The organism is Pseudomonas sp. B21-035, from assembly GCF_024748945.1.
Classification (GTDB): Bacteria; Pseudomonadota; Gammaproteobacteria; order Pseudomonadales; family Pseudomonadaceae; genus Aquipseudomonas.
Map to the genome: position 1 here is coordinate 365,097 of NZ_CP087179.1, position 18,344 is coordinate 383,440.

At 61.6% G+C, this 18,344-nt stretch carries 17 protein-coding genes; 6 read left to right on the plus strand and 11 right to left on the minus strand.

Annotated features, from left to right (window positions below; translation table 11 throughout):
* Positions 1-2: 2 nt before the first annotated feature.
* The 4 genes from LOY22_RS01605 to gpmI form a co-directional block, all read right to left on the minus strand.
* Complete coding sequence (locus LOY22_RS01605) at positions 3-788, minus strand: divergent polysaccharide deacetylase family protein (protein WP_258595946.1); 786 nt, start codon at positions 786-788, stop codon at positions 3-5.
* Positions 789-797: 9 nt separating this feature from the next.
* Positions 798-2,126 (minus strand): S41 family peptidase, encoded by a 1,329-nt coding sequence (locus LOY22_RS01610; protein WP_045193911.1) that lies wholly within the window; start codon positions 2,124-2,126, stop codon positions 798-800.
* 87 nt (positions 2,127-2,213) lie between these two features.
* Positions 2,214-3,500, minus strand: coding sequence for a murein hydrolase activator EnvC (locus LOY22_RS01615; RefSeq protein ID WP_258595947.1), 1,287 nt, complete (start codon positions 3,498-3,500; stop codon positions 2,214-2,216).
* A 152-nt stretch (positions 3,501-3,652) separates the two neighbouring features.
* Positions 3,653-5,188, minus strand: coding sequence for a 2,3-bisphosphoglycerate-independent phosphoglycerate mutase (gene gpmI / locus LOY22_RS01620; RefSeq protein WP_093377059.1), 1,536 nt, complete (start codon positions 5,186-5,188; stop codon positions 3,653-3,655).
* A gap of 217 nt (positions 5,189-5,405) precedes the next feature.
* Here gpmI and LOY22_RS01625 point away from each other — a divergent pair, with 217 nt between their 5' ends.
* Genes LOY22_RS01625 through secB form a run of 3 tightly spaced genes read left to right on the plus strand, consistent with a single transcriptional unit; the run spans position 5,406 to position 6,610 of the window.
* Positions 5,406-5,822: a rhodanese-like domain-containing protein gene (locus LOY22_RS01625; protein ID WP_010222286.1), complete on the plus strand. Its 417-nt coding sequence runs from the start codon at positions 5,406-5,408 to the stop codon at positions 5,820-5,822.
* 1 nt (position 5,823) lies between these two features.
* Positions 5,824-6,078: a glutaredoxin 3 gene (gene grxC / locus LOY22_RS01630; RefSeq protein ID WP_045193908.1), complete on the plus strand. Its 255-nt coding sequence runs from the start codon at positions 5,824-5,826 to the stop codon at positions 6,076-6,078.
* Positions 6,079-6,118: 40 nt separating this feature from the next.
* Positions 6,119-6,610 carry a protein-export chaperone SecB gene (gene secB, locus LOY22_RS01635; protein WP_045193907.1) on the plus strand — a complete coding sequence of 164 codons (492 nt, stop codon included), beginning with the start codon at positions 6,119-6,121 and terminating at the stop codon, positions 6,608-6,610.
* A gap of 50 nt (positions 6,611-6,660) precedes the next feature.
* Here the strand turns inward: secB and LOY22_RS01640 are convergent, their stop codons facing one another.
* Entirely contained in the window at positions 6,661-7,116 is a 456-nt protein-coding gene (locus LOY22_RS01640) for a tRNA (cytidine(34)-2'-O)-methyltransferase (RefSeq protein ID WP_195885493.1), read from the minus strand.
* Here LOY22_RS01640 and LOY22_RS01645 point away from each other — a divergent pair.
* Complete coding sequence (locus tag LOY22_RS01645) at positions 7,115-7,552, plus strand: hypothetical protein (RefSeq protein WP_045193905.1); 438 nt, start codon at positions 7,115-7,117, stop codon at positions 7,550-7,552. The genes LOY22_RS01640 and LOY22_RS01645 overlap by 2 nt on opposite strands.
* Before the next feature lie 265 nt (positions 7,553-7,817).
* Here LOY22_RS01645 and ntrC read toward each other — a convergent pair whose 3' ends face one another.
* The 4 genes from ntrC to glnA all read right to left on the minus strand — a co-directional run bounded on the left by ntrC (position 7,818) and on the right by glnA (position 13,031).
* The gene (ntrC, locus tag LOY22_RS01650; protein WP_093377053.1) at positions 7,818-9,254 is read right to left on the minus strand and encodes a nitrogen regulation protein NR(I); all 1,437 of its coding nucleotides are present in this window, start codon (positions 9,252-9,254) and stop codon (positions 7,818-7,820) included.
* The gene (glnL, locus tag LOY22_RS01655; RefSeq protein WP_038997586.1) at positions 9,251-10,336 is read right to left on the minus strand and encodes a nitrogen regulation protein NR(II); all 1,086 of its coding nucleotides are present in this window, start codon (positions 10,334-10,336) and stop codon (positions 9,251-9,253) included. The genes ntrC and glnL overlap by 4 nt, the downstream gene beginning before the upstream one ends.
* Before the next feature lie 256 nt (positions 10,337-10,592).
* On the minus strand, positions 10,593-11,480 hold the full coding sequence (locus tag LOY22_RS01660) for a chorismate mutase (protein ID WP_258595949.1): 888 nt from the start codon (positions 11,478-11,480) through the stop codon (positions 10,593-10,595).
* A 144-nt stretch (positions 11,481-11,624) separates the two neighbouring features.
* Positions 11,625-13,031 (minus strand): glutamate--ammonia ligase, encoded by a 1,407-nt coding sequence (gene glnA / locus LOY22_RS01665; RefSeq protein WP_038997584.1) that lies wholly within the window; start codon positions 13,029-13,031, stop codon positions 11,625-11,627.
* Between the two features lie 330 nt (positions 13,032-13,361).
* Between glnA and thiI the strand changes: the two genes are divergently transcribed.
* Both thiI and typA read left to right on the plus strand, forming a co-directional pair.
* The gene (gene thiI, locus LOY22_RS01670; protein WP_258595951.1) at positions 13,362-14,816 is read left to right on the plus strand and encodes a tRNA uracil 4-sulfurtransferase ThiI; all 1,455 of its coding nucleotides are present in this window, start codon (positions 13,362-13,364) and stop codon (positions 14,814-14,816) included.
* A 128-nt stretch (positions 14,817-14,944) separates the two neighbouring features.
* Positions 14,945-16,765, plus strand: a complete 1,821-nt coding sequence (gene typA / locus LOY22_RS01675; protein WP_045193901.1) for a translational GTPase TypA — start codon at positions 14,945-14,947, stop codon at positions 16,763-16,765.
* 75 nt (positions 16,766-16,840) lie between these two features.
* Here the strand turns inward: typA and LOY22_RS01680 are convergent, their stop codons facing one another.
* Both LOY22_RS01680 and LOY22_RS01685 read right to left on the minus strand, forming a co-directional pair.
* Positions 16,841-18,049 (minus strand): type II toxin-antitoxin system HipA family toxin, encoded by a 1,209-nt coding sequence (locus LOY22_RS01680; protein WP_258595953.1) that lies wholly within the window; start codon positions 18,047-18,049, stop codon positions 16,841-16,843.
* Entirely contained in the window at positions 18,046-18,297 is a 252-nt protein-coding gene (locus tag LOY22_RS01685) for a helix-turn-helix transcriptional regulator (protein WP_123564854.1), read from the minus strand. The genes LOY22_RS01680 and LOY22_RS01685 overlap by 4 nt, the downstream gene beginning before the upstream one ends.
* Between the last annotated feature and the right edge of the window lie 47 nt (positions 18,298-18,344).

Below are 18,344 nucleotides of genomic sequence, written 5' to 3' on the forward strand. Positions count from 1 at the left end.
GCTCACTGGGCCGCACGAGCAGGGCTGTAAAGGCCCTGCTTGCCGTGAGCCGGCATCGCCCGGTTGCCGCGCTCGGCGATCATCTGCGCTATTTCGATCCATTCGATGCCCTGGGCCTTGAGCTTGGGCAGTTCGCGCTCGAGCACTTCCAGAGTCTGTGGATAAGGATGGCCGATCAGCACTGCTGAGCCCTGCTTGCGCGCCAGGGCGATGCCCTGTTGCAGCTGGCCGGCAATGGCGTCGGTAGTGCGCACGTCATCGAGAAAGACATCCCGCGAGACGCTGGCCAGGCTGATGTCCTGCGCGGATTTGGCGGCTACCGTGGCGGCGCTGGTGCGGCTGTCGACGAAGAACAGGCCGCGGCGCTGCAATTCTCCCATCAACCAGGCCATAGCCGCAGGCTCGGCGGTCATGCGGCTGCCCATGTGGTTGTTGATGCCGACGGCATAGGGGACTTTGTCGAGCGCCGCGTTCAGCCGTCGTTCCAGCTCCGGCAGCGGCGTGCCGGGTTGCCAGGCGTAGGGGCCGGTCGCCGGGTCCATGGGCATGTGCAGGATCACCGTCTTGCCGGCGCGATGGGCCTGGCGGGCGAAGTCAGTTGCATGCGGGGTATCGGGCATGATCGCCAGGGTCACCGGCCCGGGCAGGGCCAGGGTGCGTGAGTCGCGCGCAGGGTTCTGCCCCAGGTCGTCGATGATCAGTGTCAGGTAGGCCTTGCCCCCATGAGCCGGCGCCGCCAGGGCGACGCCGCTCATCAGGTACAACAGGGCCAACAGCAGGTAACGCATCGACTGGCCTTATTTACCCTGGGTGATGCTCAGGCCCTTGAGCAGGCTCAGGGCCTGGCTCAGCTGGTAATCATCGTCCTGTGGGCGTGGCTTGGCACTGCCGGCCTTGCCCGACGGACGGTCAGCGCCGCCGTTGCCGTTGCCCAGGTGACCTTGCAGGTCGGCTTCCTTGAAGTTCTCGCTGTCCTGCTCGGCAGTGATCTTGGCGCGGCGCACCTCGATGTCCGGGACGATGCCCTGGGCCTGGATCGAGCGGCCGTTGGGGGTGAAGTACAGCGCAGTAGTGATCTTCAGTGCGCGGTCGTTGTTCAGCGGCAGTACGGTTTGCACCGAGCCCTTGCCGAAACTGTCGGTGCCCATCAGCACGCCGCGTTTCTGGTCTTGCAGGGCGCCGGCGACAATTTCCGAGGCCGAGGCGCTGCCGCCGTTGATCAGCACCACCAATGGCACGCCTTCGCTGGCATCGGCCGGGTCGGCGGAGAAGCGCAGCTCGGAGTTGGCGATGCGGCCCTTGGTGTAGACGATCAGGCCCTTGGTGAGGAAGTGGTCGGCCACTTCCACGGCTGATTGCAGTACGCCGCCTGGGTTGTTGCGCAGGTCCAGGACCAGGCCGCGCAGCTTCTTGCCGTTGTCCTTGCGCAGCTTGGCCAGGGCCTTGCCGACTTCTTCGCCGGTCTTGACCTGGAACTGGGTGATGCGGATGTAGCCGTAGCCGTCTTCGAGCATCTGGCTCTTGACGCTCTTGACCTGGATGACCGCACGGGCAAGGGTGACATCGAACGGGTTGCCGCCGTCGCGCACCAAAGTCAGGGTAATTTTCTCGCCGACCTTGCCGCGCATCTTGTCGACCGCTTCGGTCATGGTCTGGCCACGGGTCGGCTGGCCGTTGATCTTGACGATCAGGTCGCCAGCTTCGATGCCGGCGCGCGAGGCCGGGGTCTCGTCGATCGGCGAGACCACCTTGATGAAGCCGTCTTCCATGCCCACTTCGATGCCCAGGCCGCCGAACTCGCCGCTGGTGCTCTCCTGCAGTTCGAGGAAGTCTTCCGGGCCGAGGTAGGCCGAGTGCGGATCAAGGTTGCTGAGCATGCCCTTGATGGCGTTTTCCAGCAGGGTCTTGTCGTCTACCGGTTCGACATAAGCAGCCTTGATGCGGTCCATGACCTCGGCGAAGGTGCGCAGCTCTTCCAGCGGCAGCGGTGCCTTGGCCGAGGGTGCCGAGACCGTCGTCGCTGGAATCGCGGCGGGCTTGGCCGGCTCGGCCGCGCGGGCCAGGGGCGCGCCGAGGACCATGGCGATGGTCAGGGCCAGCGAGGTGAGGCGAGGCGATTGCAGCATGTCGAACGAACTCCTGATCCTGGTAGCGCTCCGTAGAGCATCGGCGCAGCCCGAAGTTGCGCTACGCCGTCAAATAAGGGGTGTTGCCTATCCCTGGGCACGGCACCATTGTGCGGGGTCACTGGGGCGGCCCTGCTGGCGGATGGCGAAATACAGCCCCGAGCTGTCCTGGCCACCGCTGTTGCCGACGGTGGAGATGGCCTCACCGGCCTTGACCACATCGCCGGCGCTCTTGAGCAGGCTCTGGTTATGGCCGTACAGGCTCAGGTAACCATTACCATGGTCGAGAATGACCAGAAGTCCAGCGCCGCGCAACCAGTCGGCAAACACTACCCGGCCGCCATGCACGGCGCGCACCTGGCTGCCTTGGGAGGCGCTGATCATTACCCCGTCCCACTTGGCCCGTGAGTCATCGCCGCGGGTTTCGCCAAAGCGTGCCAGCAATCGACCATTGACGGGCCATGGAAGTTTTCCCCGTGCAGCAGAAAAAGCCCCGCCGAAGGTTTCGCCGCTGCTGGACACCAGCGGGCCGGGAAGCGCCTTGGGCTTTTTCGGCGCGTCGCTGCTGTTGGCGGCGAGGGCTTCGCGCTGGCGTTGTTTTTCCGCTTCCTGGGCGGCGAGCAGGGCTTTTTGCCGTGTTTCTTCGGCCTCGCGGGCTTGACGGGCGAGGGTTTCCTCGATGGTCTTGAGCACCTTGCTCAGGTCGGCCTGGTCCTGCTCACGGGCCTGCAGCTTCTGGTCGCGGGCCTTGACGTCGTTGTTGAGCTTGGCCAGCACCTCTTTACGCTCGGTGCGGACTTTTTCCAGCTCTTGGCGCTGGCTGTCGAGGGTGCCTTGCTGGGCCAGCAACTGGGCCTGCTGCAGGTTGATGTCTTTTTCGACGTTGGCCAATTGGCGCAAGGTCTCGTTGAAATTACGCAGCTGGGTCAGGCGCGCCTGGCTCAGGTAATCGTAATAAGTCAGGGTGCGGGCGAATTTTTCCGGATTCTGCTGGTTGAGCAGCAGCTTCAGGTACTCCTCGCGGCCATTCTGATAGGCCGAACGGGCCTGGATGGCGATCAGTCGTTGCTGTTCAATGCGGGCGCTCTGGAGTTTTTTTTTCTCGGTATCAAGGCGCTCCAGTTCGCCTTCGGTCTTTTTTAGTTCGAGTTGCAGGGCCTCCACCTGCTTTTCCAGCTTGCCGATGTCGGTTTCGGTTGAGCGCAGGTCTTTCTGCACGCCGGATTTTTCTTCCTGCAGCTTGCCAAGCATCTTTTTCAGCTCGGCAATGTCCTGGCGCGTAGCGTCCAGTTGCTGCTGGGTTTGCGCGCGCTCATCGGCAAAAGCCGGACTGAGCAGGCAAGACAGGGCGAGTACGATCAGGGCGCGAAACATGGGGTGGGCGGCACCAGGCATAGAGACTGGCCTAGTATGCCCGCCATAGGCGGCAAAAAAAACGGCTTTAACTACAAGCGGCAAGCCACAAGCGGCAAGAAAAGCGGGTCAATGGGCTCTTTCTTGCGGCTTGCAGCTTGTCGCTAACGGCTTTAGCCGTCGATCAGAATCGAGGTGCCAGTCATTTCTGCCGGTTTTTCCAGGCCCAGCAGCTTGAGCATGGTCGGCGCCACGTCGGCCAGCACGCCGCCTTCGCGGACCTGCACCTTGCGCTTGCCGACATAGATGAACGGTACCGGCTCGGTGGTGTGCGCAGTGTGCGCCTGGCCGGTGCATTCGTCTTCCATCTGCTCGACGTTGCCGTGGTCGGCGGTGATCAGCGCTTCGCCGCCGACCTTGTCCAGCGCCTCGACGATGCGCCCGACGCACAGGTCCAGGGCCTCGACGGCCTTGACCGCGGCCTCGAACACGCCGCTGTGGCCGACCATGTCGCCGTTGGCGTAGTTGACCACGATCACGTCGTAACGCTGCTGCTCGATGGCTTCGACAATGCGGTCGGTGACTTCCGGTGCGCTCATTTCCGGCTGCAGGTCATAGGTGGCGACCTTCGGCGACGGGATGAGGATGCGCTCTTCGCCTTCAAACGGCTCTTCGCGACCACCGGAGAAGAAGAAGGTGACGTGGGCGTACTTCTCGGTTTCGGCGATGCGCAGCTGGGTCTTGCCGTTTTTCGCCAGGTATTCGCCGAGCACATTGTTCAGGCTGCCAGGGGCAAAGGCGGCCGGCGCCGGGATTTTTGCCGAGTACTGGGTCAGGCCGATGTAGGCAGCCAGTTTTGGCAGGCGTGCCCGTGGGAATTCGTTGAAGTCCGGTTCGACGAACACCCGCGACAGCTCGCGGGCGCGGTCGGCACGGAAGTTCATGAAGATCACTGCGTCGCCATCTTCGACCTTTACCGCTTCGCCAATGCGCGTGGCCTTGACGAATTCGTCGCTCTCGTCGCGGGCGTAGGCGGCTTCAAGGCCGGCCAGGGCGGTGTCGGCGGTGAATTCGGCGCTGCTGTCGACGATCAGGTTGTAGGCAGCCGATACGCGGTCCCAGCGGTTGTCGCGGTCCATGGCGTAGTAGCGGCCGATCAGGCTGGCGATGCGGCCCTTGCCCAGTTTGGCGAAGGCGGCGTCGAGCAGTTCGATCGAGGATTGCGCGCTTTTCGGCGGGGTGTCGCGACCGTCGAGGAAGGCGTGCAGGTAGATTTTCTCGGCACCGCGTTTGGCGGCAAGCTCGGCCATGGCCACCAGATGGTCCTGGTGGCTGTGCACGCCGCCATCGGACAGCAGGCCAAGGATGTGCACCGCCTTGCCGGCGCCGACGGCCTTGTCGACCGCGCCGCACAGCACGGGGTTTGTGAAGAACTCGCCGTCCTTGATCGCCTTGGTCACCCGGGTGAAGTCCTGGTAAACCACGCGGCCAGCACCGAGGTTCATGTGACCGACCTCGGAGTTGCCCATCTGCCCGTCCGGCAGGCCGACATCCATGCCGGAGCCAGAGATCAAGCCGTGCGGCTGGGTGGCGCGCAGGCGATCGTAGACTGGCGTGTTGGCCGAATAGATGGCGTTGTATTCGTGGCTTTCGCTGTGACCGAAACCATCGAGGATGATCAGGACCAAGGGTTTTGGCGTGCTCGTCATCAATCCCACACTCACGGTTGTTCAGATGATAAAGACACGCATTTTAGGGCAAATTGGCCACGAATGACGAATTAACCTTGCAGGCCCGACGGCGCGGGCCGACGGGCTGTAGCCCGGCAATGAGAATTACTGGCGATAACCCTGCCCGGCGGGCTTTGGCCGACCTTGGGGGCTGTGTATACTGGCCAACATTTTTAATGGCCTGGAACACCCTCCGATGGTTGCTCACCTGATTGAATTCGCAACAAATCACTATCTGCTGGTCGGTATCTTCGTCGTTCTGCTGGTTTTGCTGATCGTCACCGAAGCACGCAAGGGCGGCCGCAGCCTCAGCACTGGCGAACTGACCGCGCTGGTCAACGCCGACAAGGGTCTGGTGATCGACATCCGTTCGAGCAAGGACTACGCCGCCGGTCACATCGTGGGCGCCGTGAACATTCCCCAGGACAAGGTCGCCGCGCGCATCGGCGAGCTGGAAAAGCACAAGGCCAACAAGACCCTGATCATCGTCGACGCCATGGGCCAGCACGCCGGCACCACCGCGCGCGAACTGCTCAAGGCCGGCTTCACCGCTGCCAAGCTGTCGGGCGGCGTGTCGAGCTGGAAGGCCGATAACCTGCCGTTGGTGAAGTGACATGAGCAACGTCATCGTCTACTCCAGCGATTACTGCCCTTACTGCTCGCGGGCAAAATACCTGCTTGAAAGCAAAGGCGTGGCCTTCGAAGAGATCAAGGTCGATGGCAAGCCTCAGGTGCGCGCCGAAATGAGCCAGAAGGCCGGTCGTACCTCGGTGCCGCAGATCTGGATCGGTTCCACCCACGTCGGCGGTTGCGACGACCTGTATGCCCTGGAGCGCGCCGGCAAGCTCGATGCGCTGCTCAAGGCCTGAATCAGAAACCCATTAAAGACTCTGGAAAGAAGGATCTGTCATGACTGATCAACAGAACAACGACGCCGCAGCCGCAGCCGACGATAACGCTCCGCAATTCTCCCTGCAGCGCATCTACGTGCGCGACCTGTCGTTCGAAGCGCCAAAAAGCCCGGCGATCTTCCGTCAGCAGTGGGAGCCAAGCGTTGCCCTGGACCTGAACACCAAGCAGAAAGGCCTGGAAGGCGACTTCCACGAAGTCGTGCTGACCCTGTCGGTGACCGTGAAGAACGGCGACGAAGTGGCCTTCATCGCTGAAGTGCAACAAGCCGGTATCTTCCTGATCAAGAACCTCGACCCGGCGTCGATGAGCCACACCCTGGGCGCGTTCTGCCCGAACATCCTGTTCCCGTACGCCCGTGAAGCGCTGGACAGCCTGGTGACCCGTGGTTCGTTCCCGGCGCTGATGCTCTCGCCGGTCAACTTCGACGCCCTGTACGCTCAGGAAATGCAACGCATGCAGGAAGCTGGCGAAGCCCCTTCGCTGCAATAAGCCTGTTGCGATGAAGCAAAAAGCGCCCCTCGGGGCGCTTTTTTCTTTGCTCAGGCAAACCCTTGCTGGCGCCAGGCTTCGTACACCGTCACCGCCACCGTGTTGGACAGGTTCAGGCTGCGGCAGCCCGGGCGCATCGGCAGGCGCAGGCGCTGCTCGGCGGGCAGGCTGTCCAGCACCTCGGCCGGCAGGCCACGGCTTTCGGGGCCGAACAGGAAGGCGTCGCCCGGCTGGAAGGCGGTTTCGTGGTAAGGGTGCGAGGCCTTCGTGGTGAAGGCGAACAGCCGCGGCTGGCCAAGGCTTTCCAGGCAACTGGGCAGGTCTGGGTGGCGCTTGAGCGTGGCATACTCGTGGTAGTCCAGACCGGCCCGGCGCAAGCGCTTGTCGTCCAGCTCGAAGCCGATCGGCTCGATCAGGTGCAGGTGGCAACCGCTGTTGGCGCACAGTCTGATGATGTTGCCGGTATTCGGCGGAATCTCTGGTTGAAAGAGGATGACGTGAAACATGCACGGCTCCGAACATAAAGATGTCGAGCATTCTACTCCTGAACCGGACCCGCGTTCGCAGCTATGGCCGCGCGTGCTGTTTTCCCTGGCGCTGTTCGGCATGCTGGTGGGGCTGATGATCGGTCGCCTGACTGCGCCAGAGCCACGGGTGCTGGAGCAGGTCGAGGTGGTCGAGGCGGGCTTGAACCTGTGGTTCAATGAAGAGCCCAAGCTGCACGGCGAAGAAGTCGAAGGTACCCTGGCGCTACTGTTCGAGGCCGAGGGCAAGGTTGCGCGGGGTCAGTTGCAGTTGCAGGGCAAACCGGTGAGCTGGCGGGTGCAGCACAGTGACGGCGGCTTGCTTGTGACCCTGGTCGCGGCCCGCCCTCTGCATGGCGAATGGGCCGGTGCAGAGGAGGGCGGACGCTGGCGGGTGCAGGTGAAACTGCGCGAATAAAAGAGGGGATTCCCCGGCCTGCCTGTACCAAGGTCCCCAAAACTGGAAGTACTGATACTAATGCAGGGTGTGTGCCAGTTTTGTTGCAGTGCGGGAAATGGCGGATTTTAAGGGCTTAGGCGAGGGTAGGCGGGGGATTTGTGCTTTGCTGCGGTGCGCAGGGCACAGGTTCGGTGCAAAAGCATCGCGGGGCAAGTCGGATCGCCGCACCGCCGCTCCCACACCAATTGGTAGGAGCGGGCTTGCCCCGCGATCAGGTTACCGCTCAGGCCTCGTCGTCGCCGTCCTCGTCACCGCCATCGACCTTCATCCCCAACTCCTTGATCTTGCGCGTCAGGGTGTTGCGGCCCCAGCCCAGCAGCACTGCGGCATCGCGGCGGCGGCCGGCGGTGTGCTTGAGGGCGGTCTCGATCATGATCCGCTCAAAACTCGGCACGGCGCTGTCGAGCAGGCTCGATTGGCCGCGGGCCAAGGCCTGGTCTGCCCACTGGCGCAGGGCCTGTTCCCAGTTGGTCACCGGCGCTGAATCTTGCGGCAGGTTAAGCAGCTCGGGTGGCAGGTCGCCGATATGCACTTCGCGTCCGGAGGCCATCACCGTGATCCAGCGGCAGGTGTTTTCCAGCTGGCGCACGTTGCCCGGCCACGGCAGGTTGCGGATGAACTCCTCGGTTTCGGCCTTGAGCAATTTCGGCTCCACCGCCAGTTCCTGGGCGGCGCGGCCGAGGAAGTGGCGGGCCAGGGTCGGGATGTCTTCGCGACGATCGGCCAGGCGCGGGATGTGGATGCGGATCACGTTCAGGCGGTGGAACAGGTCTTCGCGGAATTTGCCGGCCTGCACCAGGGTTTCCAGGTTCTGGTGGGTGGCGGCGATGATTCGCACATCAACCTTGACCGGCACATGGCCGCCCACCCGGTAGAACTCGCCATCGGCCAGCACCCGCAGCAGGCGGGTCTGGGTATCGGCCGGCATGTCGCCGATCTCGTCGAGGAACAGCGTGCCGCCATCGGCTTGCTCGAAGCGTCCGCGGCGCAGGTTGGCAGCGCCGGTGAAGGCGCCTTTCTCGTGGCCGAACAGTTCCGATTCCATCAGGTCCTTGGGGATCGCCGCCATGTTCAAGGCGATGAACGGCGACGCCGCCCGTGGGCTGTGGCGGTGCAGGGCGTGGGCGACCAGTTCTTTACCGGTACCGGACTCGCCGTTGATCAGCACGGTGATGTTGGAATGGCTCAGGCGGCCGATGGCGCGGAACACCTCCTGCATTGCCGGTGCTTCGCCGATGATCTCCGGGGTGCGGGTCAGGCTCGGGGCGACGTCCAGGCCCTGTTGCTCCTGGGCGTGCTGGTTGGCGCGCTTGACCAGCGATACCGCCTCGTCGACATCGAATGGCTTGGGCAGGTATTCGAAGGCGCCGCCCTGATAGGACGCCACCGCGCTGTCGAGGTCGGAATGGGCGGTCATGATGATCACCGGCAGGCGCGGGTGCTGCTCGCGGATCTGCGCGAGCAAGTCCAGGCCGCTGGCGCCGGGCATGCGGATGTCGGAAATGATCACGTCGGGCTGTTGCCGGGCCAGTCGGCTCATGACCCCGTCGGCGCTGTCGAAGCTCTGGGTGGTCATGCCTTCCTGTTGCAGGGCCTTTTCCAACACCCAGCGGATGGAACGATCATCATCGACGATCCAGACAGTTTCACTTCGGCTCATGAGGCGGTGGCTCCTTGTTCCAGCGGCAGGAAGATCGAGAAGGTGGTGTGGCCAGGGTGACTGTCACATTCGATCAGGCCCTGGTGCTGGCTGATGATGTTCTGGGTAATGGCCAGGCCCAGCCCGGTCCCGTCCGGGCGGCCGCTGACCATGGGGTAGAAGATGGTTTCCTGCAGCTCGGCAGGGATGCCCGGGCCGTTGTCGATGATCTCGATTCGGGCCACCAGGCGGTGACGGGTGTGGCCGATGGTGAACTGGCGCATGGCCCGGGTGCGCAGGCTGATGCGGCCCAGGCGCAGCTCGTTCTGGCCGCTGATGGCCTGCATGGCGTTGCGCACGATGTTGAGCACCGCCTGGATCATCTGTTCGCGGTCGATCAGCACGTCCGGCAGGCTCGGGTCGTAATCGCGCACCAGGGTGATGCCGCCCTGGCTTTCGGCCTCGACCAGGCTGCAGACCCGCTCCAGCACCTCATGGATGTTGGTCAGGGCCAGCGACGGCAGCTTGTTCGAGCCGAGCATGCGGTCGACCAGGTTGCGCAGGCGGTCGGCCTCTTCAATGATCACATTGGTGTAATCCTTCAGGCCCTCCTCCGGCAGCTCGCGGGCCAGCAGCTGGGCGGCGCCGCGAATGCCACCGAGCGGGTTCTTGATCTCGTGGGCCAGGCCGCGCACCAGCATCTTGGTGGTTTCCTGCTTGGACAGCTGGGCCTCTTCCTTGGTGATGCGCAGCAGGCGGTCACGCGGGTGCACTTCGAGCAGCAGCAGGGTCGCGCCCTTGCTGAGGATCGGCGTTACCGCGTAGTCGACGGTCTGGGTCTGGCCGGTCAGCGAGGTCAGCTGGGCTTCACGTTTAGTAAAGGGGTGCGCGTGCTCTACCGCCTGGCGCAGGGAGTTCAGCGCCTCGGGCGATTCGGTGAACAGCTCGCTGATGAACTGACCATGGCTGCGCTGGCCGCTGATGGCCAGGAGCATCTCCGCTGCCGGGTTCATGTACTCAAGGCGCAACTCGGCGTCGAGCAGGATGGTGGCGGTGGTCAGGTTGTCCAGTAGCAGTCGGTGCAGTGCATCGCTGATGGTCATGGGGCGTCGGTGACCTCTTTTGGCTCATACAACCTCGGCCTGGGCCCAAGTCGCGCTCGCTGGTAATCCGCTGGTACAAAGAAAATGCAAAAAGCAAACCAAGGCTCCGAAAAGAAGCGGAATTTCCGGATTAAGACCTGTATTTGCGCGAAAAATGCCTACAAAGTCCTGAGATCACGCTTTTTGTGAACCAAAATGGGCTGAGTTGCTCAGGTGCAGGCAGATGCGTGCACCAATATAGAGCATAGAGGAAGGATTACTGCGGCGAGCACAAATGCGTGGTGGCACGGATCAGTGCCACGGATTGCTGCGGGTCTCGGGCTCGTTGCGCGATGGCCTGGGCAAGGGTTGCCGGGCAGTGGGCCGGGCGGTTGCGATCAAACTCGGCCAACTGGCTGAGCAGGGTGCGCTGCAGGCGATCCAGCTGCGGGCGCAACTGGCTGCCCAGATCGACCCGCGGGGTTTGCGGTGCGCTGCCGACGGCATGCCAGCGCGACAGCGCGCTGTACTGCAGCAGCTTGTTGGCTTCGATCTGGTCGGCGAAGAACAGCGCTGCCCGTTGCCCGTCGACACCAAAGCGCAGGGCCTGGGACTGGGCATTGGCAATCACCTGCTGCTCGCGTTCAGGCGCTTCTACTGGCTGGCCCGAGTCCCATTTGTTCAGGGCAACCGCGTGGGCGATGTGCAGGCGCTGGTCGATGCTGTCGAGCAAGGCGGTGAGTGGTGTGGTGGCTGGCGCGGGCTGGGAAAGCGGCACACCCTGGCTGCCGGCATAAAAAACAATCAGTTCGGCCGCTTGCGCGTCTGTACGCCCGCGATGCACGCCATCGACGATCTCGGCGAGGGCGTCTCCGGCCTTGATGCTTACCTGTTTGTTGCTGTCGCGGGTTTCCACCAGCAGTTCACCTGCAAGCAGGTAGCCGGCGTTGGGCAGCGGATGGCTGTGCCAGTCGAGGGTTGTTTCAGGCGGAATGTGGATTTTAACCAGGGTCAGTTCCGCTGGCCCGTCGGGGTAGCGCGGGTAGGGGCTGCCGTCCCAGGCGGTGTTGGTGCGTAGCAGCACCTGTGATTCGAGCGGTGCTGGCGGGGTACTGCAGCCTGTCAGCAAGGCAAGCAGGGTGAGTGTGATCGGGGTGCGGGTCATGATGGGCTCGGGCGTGGATTGCTGAGCCAGCATGGTCGAGGTCAGGAGGCTGACCTATCGGGAACATCTGAAGAATATGTATGAAAAAGGCCTCCCGAAGGAGGCCTTTTTTCAAGCTACGCCGCTTGCGCGAGCGTCACTGGCTTAGCAGCTGTAGTACAGCTCGTATTCCAGTGGGTGTACGAAGGTGCGGACCTTGATTTCTTCTTCGCTTTTCAGCGCGATGTAGGCATCGATGAAGTCGTCGGAGAACACGCCGCCCTTGGTCAGGAACGCACGGCCTTTGTCCAGCTCTTCCAGGGCTTCTTTCAGGCTGCCGCAAACCTGTGGGATCTCTTTCGCCTCTTCAGGCGGCAGGTCGTACAGGTTCTTGTCGGCGGCATCGCCTGGGTGGATCTTGTTCTGGATACCGTCCAGGCCGGCCATCATCAGTGCTGCGAAGCACAGGTACGGGTTGGCAGCCGGGTCCGGGAAGCGCGCTTCGATGCGGCGGGCTTTCGGGCTGGAAACGTACGGGATGCGGATCGAGGCGGAACGGTTGCGCGCCGAGTAGGCCAGCATGACCGGTGCTTCGAAGCCTGGTACCAGACGCTTGTAGGAGTTGGTAGCCGGGTTGGTGAAGCCGTTCAGGGCCTTACCGTGCTTGATGATACCGCCGATGAAGTACAGGGCGGTGTCGGACAGGCCGGCATAGCCTTCGCCGGAGAAGGTGTTCTTGCCATCTTTGGAGATGGACATGTGCACGTGCATACCCGAGCCGTTGTCGCCGTACAGTGGCTTAGGCATGAAGGTAGCGGTGCGGCCGTAGGCGTCGGCAACGTTGTGCACGCAGTATTTGAGGGTCTGAACTTCGTCAGCCTTCTTCACCAGGGTGTTGAACTGCACGCCGATTTCGTTCTGGCCGGCAGTGGCCACTTCGTGGTGGTGGACTTCGATGACCAGGCCCATTTCTTCCATGGCGTTGCACATGGCAGTACGGATTTCGTGGTCGTGGTCGAACGGTGGTACCGGGAAGTAGCCGCCTTTGACGCCTGGACGGTGGCCTTTGTTGCCGCCTTCGACGTCCTGGTCGGACATCCACGAGCCTTGCTCGGAGTAGATCTTGAACATCGAGCCGGAGATGTCGGACTTGAACTTCACTTCGTCGAAGATGAAGAACTCAGGCTCTGGGCCGACGAACACGGTGTCACCGATACCGGTGGTCTTCAGGTACTCTTCGGCGCGGCGGGCGATGGCGCGTGGGTCGCGGTCGTAGCCTTGCATGGTCGAAGGTTCGATGATGTCGCAGACCAGGATCAGGGTCGGCTCTTCGGTGAACGGGTCGAGCACGGCGGAGGAGTCGTCCGGCATCAGGATCATGTCGGAGGCTTCGATGCCTTTCCAGCCAGCGATGGAGGAACCGTCGAACATCTTGCCGGCTTCGAAGAAATCTTCATCCAGCGCATCACGAGCTGGCATGGTCACGTGGTGCTGAGTGCCTTTGGTGTCAGTGAAGCGCAGATCAATCCATTTAACGTCATGATCTTTGATGAGTTGAACCGACTTCGACATAGTGTCCTCCGGGTGGGGTAGAGCTTGCCTGTGCAGCCCTTTAATTTGGGTGATGCCGGGCGCGAATAGTCGGCCAAGGCAACCTGCCTCACAAGGGAGCAAATTGCATGCCAGTGCCCCGAGTTGGGATTTTTGCCCCAAACCCAAGCGTTTTCGCCCGATTCGCTGAAATCAGCGGTTTTTTCTGCACCCTTACGATGCGCTAAACAGCCATGATGCACCATAACGGTGCTAGAAAAACCTTCTGTACAAAAGTTGCTCAAAGCTTGAGCAATTTCCGCTATAATCCGCGCCCCACTTTTTTAGTCGGCACCTCGCGCGCTGTTTTTCATGAAACTAATCGTAAAAGTCTTCCCAGAGATCACCATCAAGAGCCGGCCGGTTCGCAAGCGCTTCATCCGTCAACTGGCCCGCAACATCCGCAACGTGCTCAAGGACCTCGATCCTGCGCTCGCGGTTAACGGTGTCTGGGATAACCTCGAAGTGATCACTCACATCGAGGACGAGAAGGTCCTGCGCGAGATGACCGAGCGTCTGAGCTGCACGCCGGGCATTGCCCATTTCCTGCAGGTCGACGAATACCCGCTGGGTGATTTCGACGACATCGTCGCCAAGTGCAAGCAGCACTTCGGTCACCTGCTGGCGGGCAAGCGCTTCGCCGTACGCTGCAAGCGCGGCGGTCACCACGATTTCACCTCGATGGACGTCGACCGCTACGTCGGCAGCCAGCTGCGCCAGCAGTGCGGCGCCGCCGGTATCGACCTGCGCACGCCTGAAGTCGAGGTGCGCATCGAGGTGCGCGACAAGCGCCTGTACGTCATCCACAACCAGCACAAAGGCATCGGCGGTTACCCGCTGGGCGCGCTGGAGCAGACCCTGGTGCTGATGTCCGGTGGTTTCGACTCCACCGTCGCCGCCTACCAGATGATGCGTCGCGGCCTGATGACCCACTTCTGCTTCTTCAACCTTGGCGGCCGCGCCCACGAGCTGGGGGTGATGGAAGTCGCCCACTTCCTGTGGAAAAAGTACGGCGCCAGCCAGCGCGTGCTGTTCGTCAGCGTGCCGTTCGAAGAAGTGGTCGGCGAGATCCTCGGCAAGGTCGACAACAGCTACATGGGCGTGACCCTCAAGCGCATGATGCTGCGCGCGGCGACCAACATCGCCGACCGCCTGCAGATCGACGCCCTGGTGACCGGTGAAGCCATCTCCCAGGTCTCGAGCCAGACCCTGCCGAACCTTGCGGTGATCGACTCGGCCACCGAGAAGCTGGTGCTGCGCCCGCTGCTGGCCAGCCACAAGCAGGACATCATCGACCAGGCCCAGCAGATCGGCACCGCCGAGTTCGCCAAGCACATGCCTGAATACTGCGGCGTGATTTCGGTGAACCCGACCACTTGCGCCAAGCGTCATCGCCTCGAGCATGAAGAGAAGCAGTTCGACATGGCGGTGCTCGAGCGTGCCCTGGAGCGCGCTCGGCTGATCTCCATCGACCACGTGATCGATGAACTCAGCCAGGATATCCAGATCGAAGAAGTCAGCCAGGCGCTGGCCGGGCAGGTGGTGATCGACATTCGCCACCCTGATGCCCAGGAAGACCAGCCCCTGGAACTGGACGGCATCGAGGTCCAGGCCTTGCCGTTCTACGCCCTGAACAGTCGCTTCAAGGAGCTGGATGCCACGCGCCAGTACCTGCTGTATTGCGACAAGGGAGTAATGAGTCGCCTGCATGCCCATCATCTGCTCAGTGAGGGACATGCCAATGTGCGCGTTTATCGTCCGACATAAGACGCCGGGGCTATATGGCGGGAGCATCCGCCATCGCCCTCCCGACCACCGGGCCGTTTGAGCGCCATTCATTCATATTCGCCGCCTAGACTGGGCGGCAACCCGAATCCTCTGATCGAGATACACACGTGATCGAAAATCTGCGTAACATCGCCATCATCGCCCACGTTGACCATGGTAAAACCACCCTGGTCGACAAACTCCTGCGTCAGTCCGGCACTCTGGAGCGTAACGAGCTCAACGACGAGCGCGTCATGGACTCCAACGACCAGGAAAAAGAGCGCGGTATTACCATTCTGGCGAAAAACACCGCCATCAACTGGAACGGCTACCACATCAACATCGTCGACACGCCCGGCCACGCCGACTTCGGTGGCGAGGTTGAACGTGTAATGTCGATGGTCGACTCCGTACTGCTGCTGGTCGACGCTCAAGACGGCCCTATGCCGCAAACCCGTTTCGTGACCAAGAAGGCTTTCGAAGCCGGCCTGCGTCCAATCGTGGTGATCAACAAGGTCGACCGTCCGGGCGCGCGTCCTGACTGGGTTCTGGACCAGATCTTCGATCTGTTCGACAACCTCGGTGCCACCGACGAACAGCTGGACTTCAAAGTCGTCTACGCCTCGGCCCTGAACGGCATTGCCGGTCTGGACCACACCGAAATGGCCGAAGACATGACCCCGCTGTACCAGTCGATCGTCGACAACGTACCGGCCCCTGCTGTTGACCGTGACGGTCCGTTCCAGATGCAGATCTCGGCACTGGACTACAACAGCTTCCTCGGTGTTATCGGTGTTGGCCGTATCGCTCGCGGTCGCGTCAAGCCGAACACCCCGGTGGTGGCTATCGACGTCGATGGCAAGAAGCGCAACGGTCGTATCCTCAAGCTGATGGGTCACCACGGCCTGCACCGCGTTGACGTCGAAGAAGCCCAGGCTGGCGACATCGTCTGCATCAGCGGTTTCGACGAGCTGTTCATCTCCGACACCCTGTGCTCCCCGGACGCAGTTGAAGCGATGAAGCCGCTGACCGTTGACGAGCCAACCGTTTCGATGACCTTCCAGGTCAACGACTCGCCGTTCTGCGGTAAAGAAGGCAAGTTCGTGACTTCCCGCAACATCAAGGAACGTCTGGACAAAGAGCTGCTGTACAACGTTGCACTGCGCGTTGAAGAAGGCGACTCGGCTGACAAGTTCAAGGTCTCCGGCCGTGGTGAGCTGCACCTCTCGGTTCTGATCGAAACCATGCGTCGCGAAGGCTTCGAAATGGGTGTTGGTCGTCCGGAAGTGATCATCCGTGAAGTCGACGGTGCCAAGCACGAGCCGTTCGAAAACGTCACCATCGACATCCCTGAAGACTCCCAGGGCAAGGTCATGGAAGAAATGGGTCTGCGTAAAGGCGACCTGACCAACATGGTTCCGGATGGCAAGGGCCGTGTACGCCTGGAATACAACATTCCAGCCCGTGGTCTGATCGGTTTCCGTAACCAGTTCCTGACCCTGACCAACGGTGCAGGCATCCTGACCTCGATCTTCGACCGTTACGCTCCGATGAAGTCCGGCCACATGTCCGGCCGTCAGAACGGCGTACTGGTTTCGGTTGAAACCGGCAAGGCCCTGACCTACTCCCTGGAAACCCTGCAGGCGCGCGGCAAGCTGTTCGTCGAGCACGGCCAGGAGATCTACAACGGTCAGATCGTTGGTCTGAACAGCCGTGACAACGACCTGGGCGTCAACCCTACCAAGGGCAAGAAGCTCGACAACATGCGTGCTTCGGGTAAAGACGAAACCATCGCTCTGGTTCCACCTGTTCGCTTCACCCTGGAACAGGCTCTGGAATTCATCCAGGACGACGAGCTGTGCGAAGTGACCCCTAAGTCGATCCGTCTGCGCAAGAAGATCCTCGACGAAGGCGAGCGTACCCGCGCTGCCAAGAAAGCCAAGAACTGAGTCTTAGTTCCGGCTGAATGAAAACGCCCCCGGTCGCAAGGCCGGGGGCGTTTTTTTGTGCGCGGAAAGTGTGAATCAGCCGAAGGACTGTTCGAACGGCGCGGCGCTGGCGCGGATGGCAGCAGCTATGTCCGGTGCTTGTTCCGTCAGCTCCTGATGATGCAGCAGTGTGCCTTCGACGGCTTGCAGGATTGCCTGGATGCGGCTTTTGGGGTCACTGACACGGCAGCGTTTGGCGAAGTCGAGAATGGCCAGGCGTGAGGCAAAAAGCGACTTCTGCCCATTGAGGTCCAGCGCCAGTGTGTCTCGCGGAAGGTAGGCGGTGGTATTGACGATGTCATAGGCCGGCGCGAGCACGGCATCATTGGCGTAAGGCGTGCTGTACAGCAGGCCGAAGTTCTTCAGGTGCGCATCGCCGTTGCCGACGATGCAACTCAAGGCGACCATGTCGAACAGCGCCTGAAGGTTCTCCAGCTGTTCCATCGGTGCGGTAAACACCTCTATGGCTTTGGCGATGTGCTCGTAGCTTTTACTGTATTTGCCAGCAGTACCCAGGCCCATCAACACCGCCATGTCTTCGAAGCCAAGCGGATTCAGCTGTGCATCACGGTCGAAGCGGCGCATGACGAACATGCGCTTGTCCTTGGACAAGTAGAACTCTGGTGTGGTTATTCCGGCTGCGCTGGCAATCGACATGCACAGGTACTCGTTGATCGCCAGGTGGGGGAATTCACCCTTGCCGCTTTTTACAATCAGGTCAGCGGTGGTGGCGGTCGCCTTGTAAGGGGCTTCGGTCAGTTCCGGCACCAGAACTTTGGGCTGCACGCCAGAAATACCGGAGCGCAAGATGTAGCGTTGGACCAGTTCATTGAAAATATCCTCGGTACCGTCCCAGGCAAGAATCTCGCTTAGGCGTTCGCCTTTGCCCGGGTTGTCTTGCTGCTCGATCAGGCGCTGCACTTCTGGTGCGGTGACGAATACGCGGCCGATAGGCGAGTTGCTGCCGGAGATCGCCAGCAGCAGCATCGGGTTGACGGTTGCTACCTTGGCCAGGCGATTGCGCAGTTGCTCCAGTACATAGCCTTCGGGCAGGTTCATCTGGAAAATCGGATGAAGGTCCCTGGATACGAAGTCGTCGCGGCGAGGGGGCATGGTCATGCTCACCGCAATCGAGGCCGAGGATGAGTCGCTATAGCGAAAGACGTAGTCGCCGTTTGGCTGCTGGTAAATCTTGCCGCTGACGCCTTGAGGCGTTGACACCAGCAGCTCGTCTGCCGCGCTCACCGGAACACGTCCTCAAGCTCATCCAGGGTCGGCAGGGACTTTGCCACGACCTCGACGTCGCAGCCGAGGGCATTCAATGCTCTGCTGTAAAACGAGATAGCGACGGTGCTTGAGCCCTGCTCGATCTCACTGAGCTTCTGCCGAGTGATGCCGATACGTTCCGCCAGTTGCACTTTGGTCAGGCCGCGGCGTTTTCTCATCTGCTCGATACTGTGCCCGATGCGCTGGGAAATTAGCGTGGTCTGCATGTTACGTATCCATAACATTATCTGGTTAATGTCAGGTAAACATAACA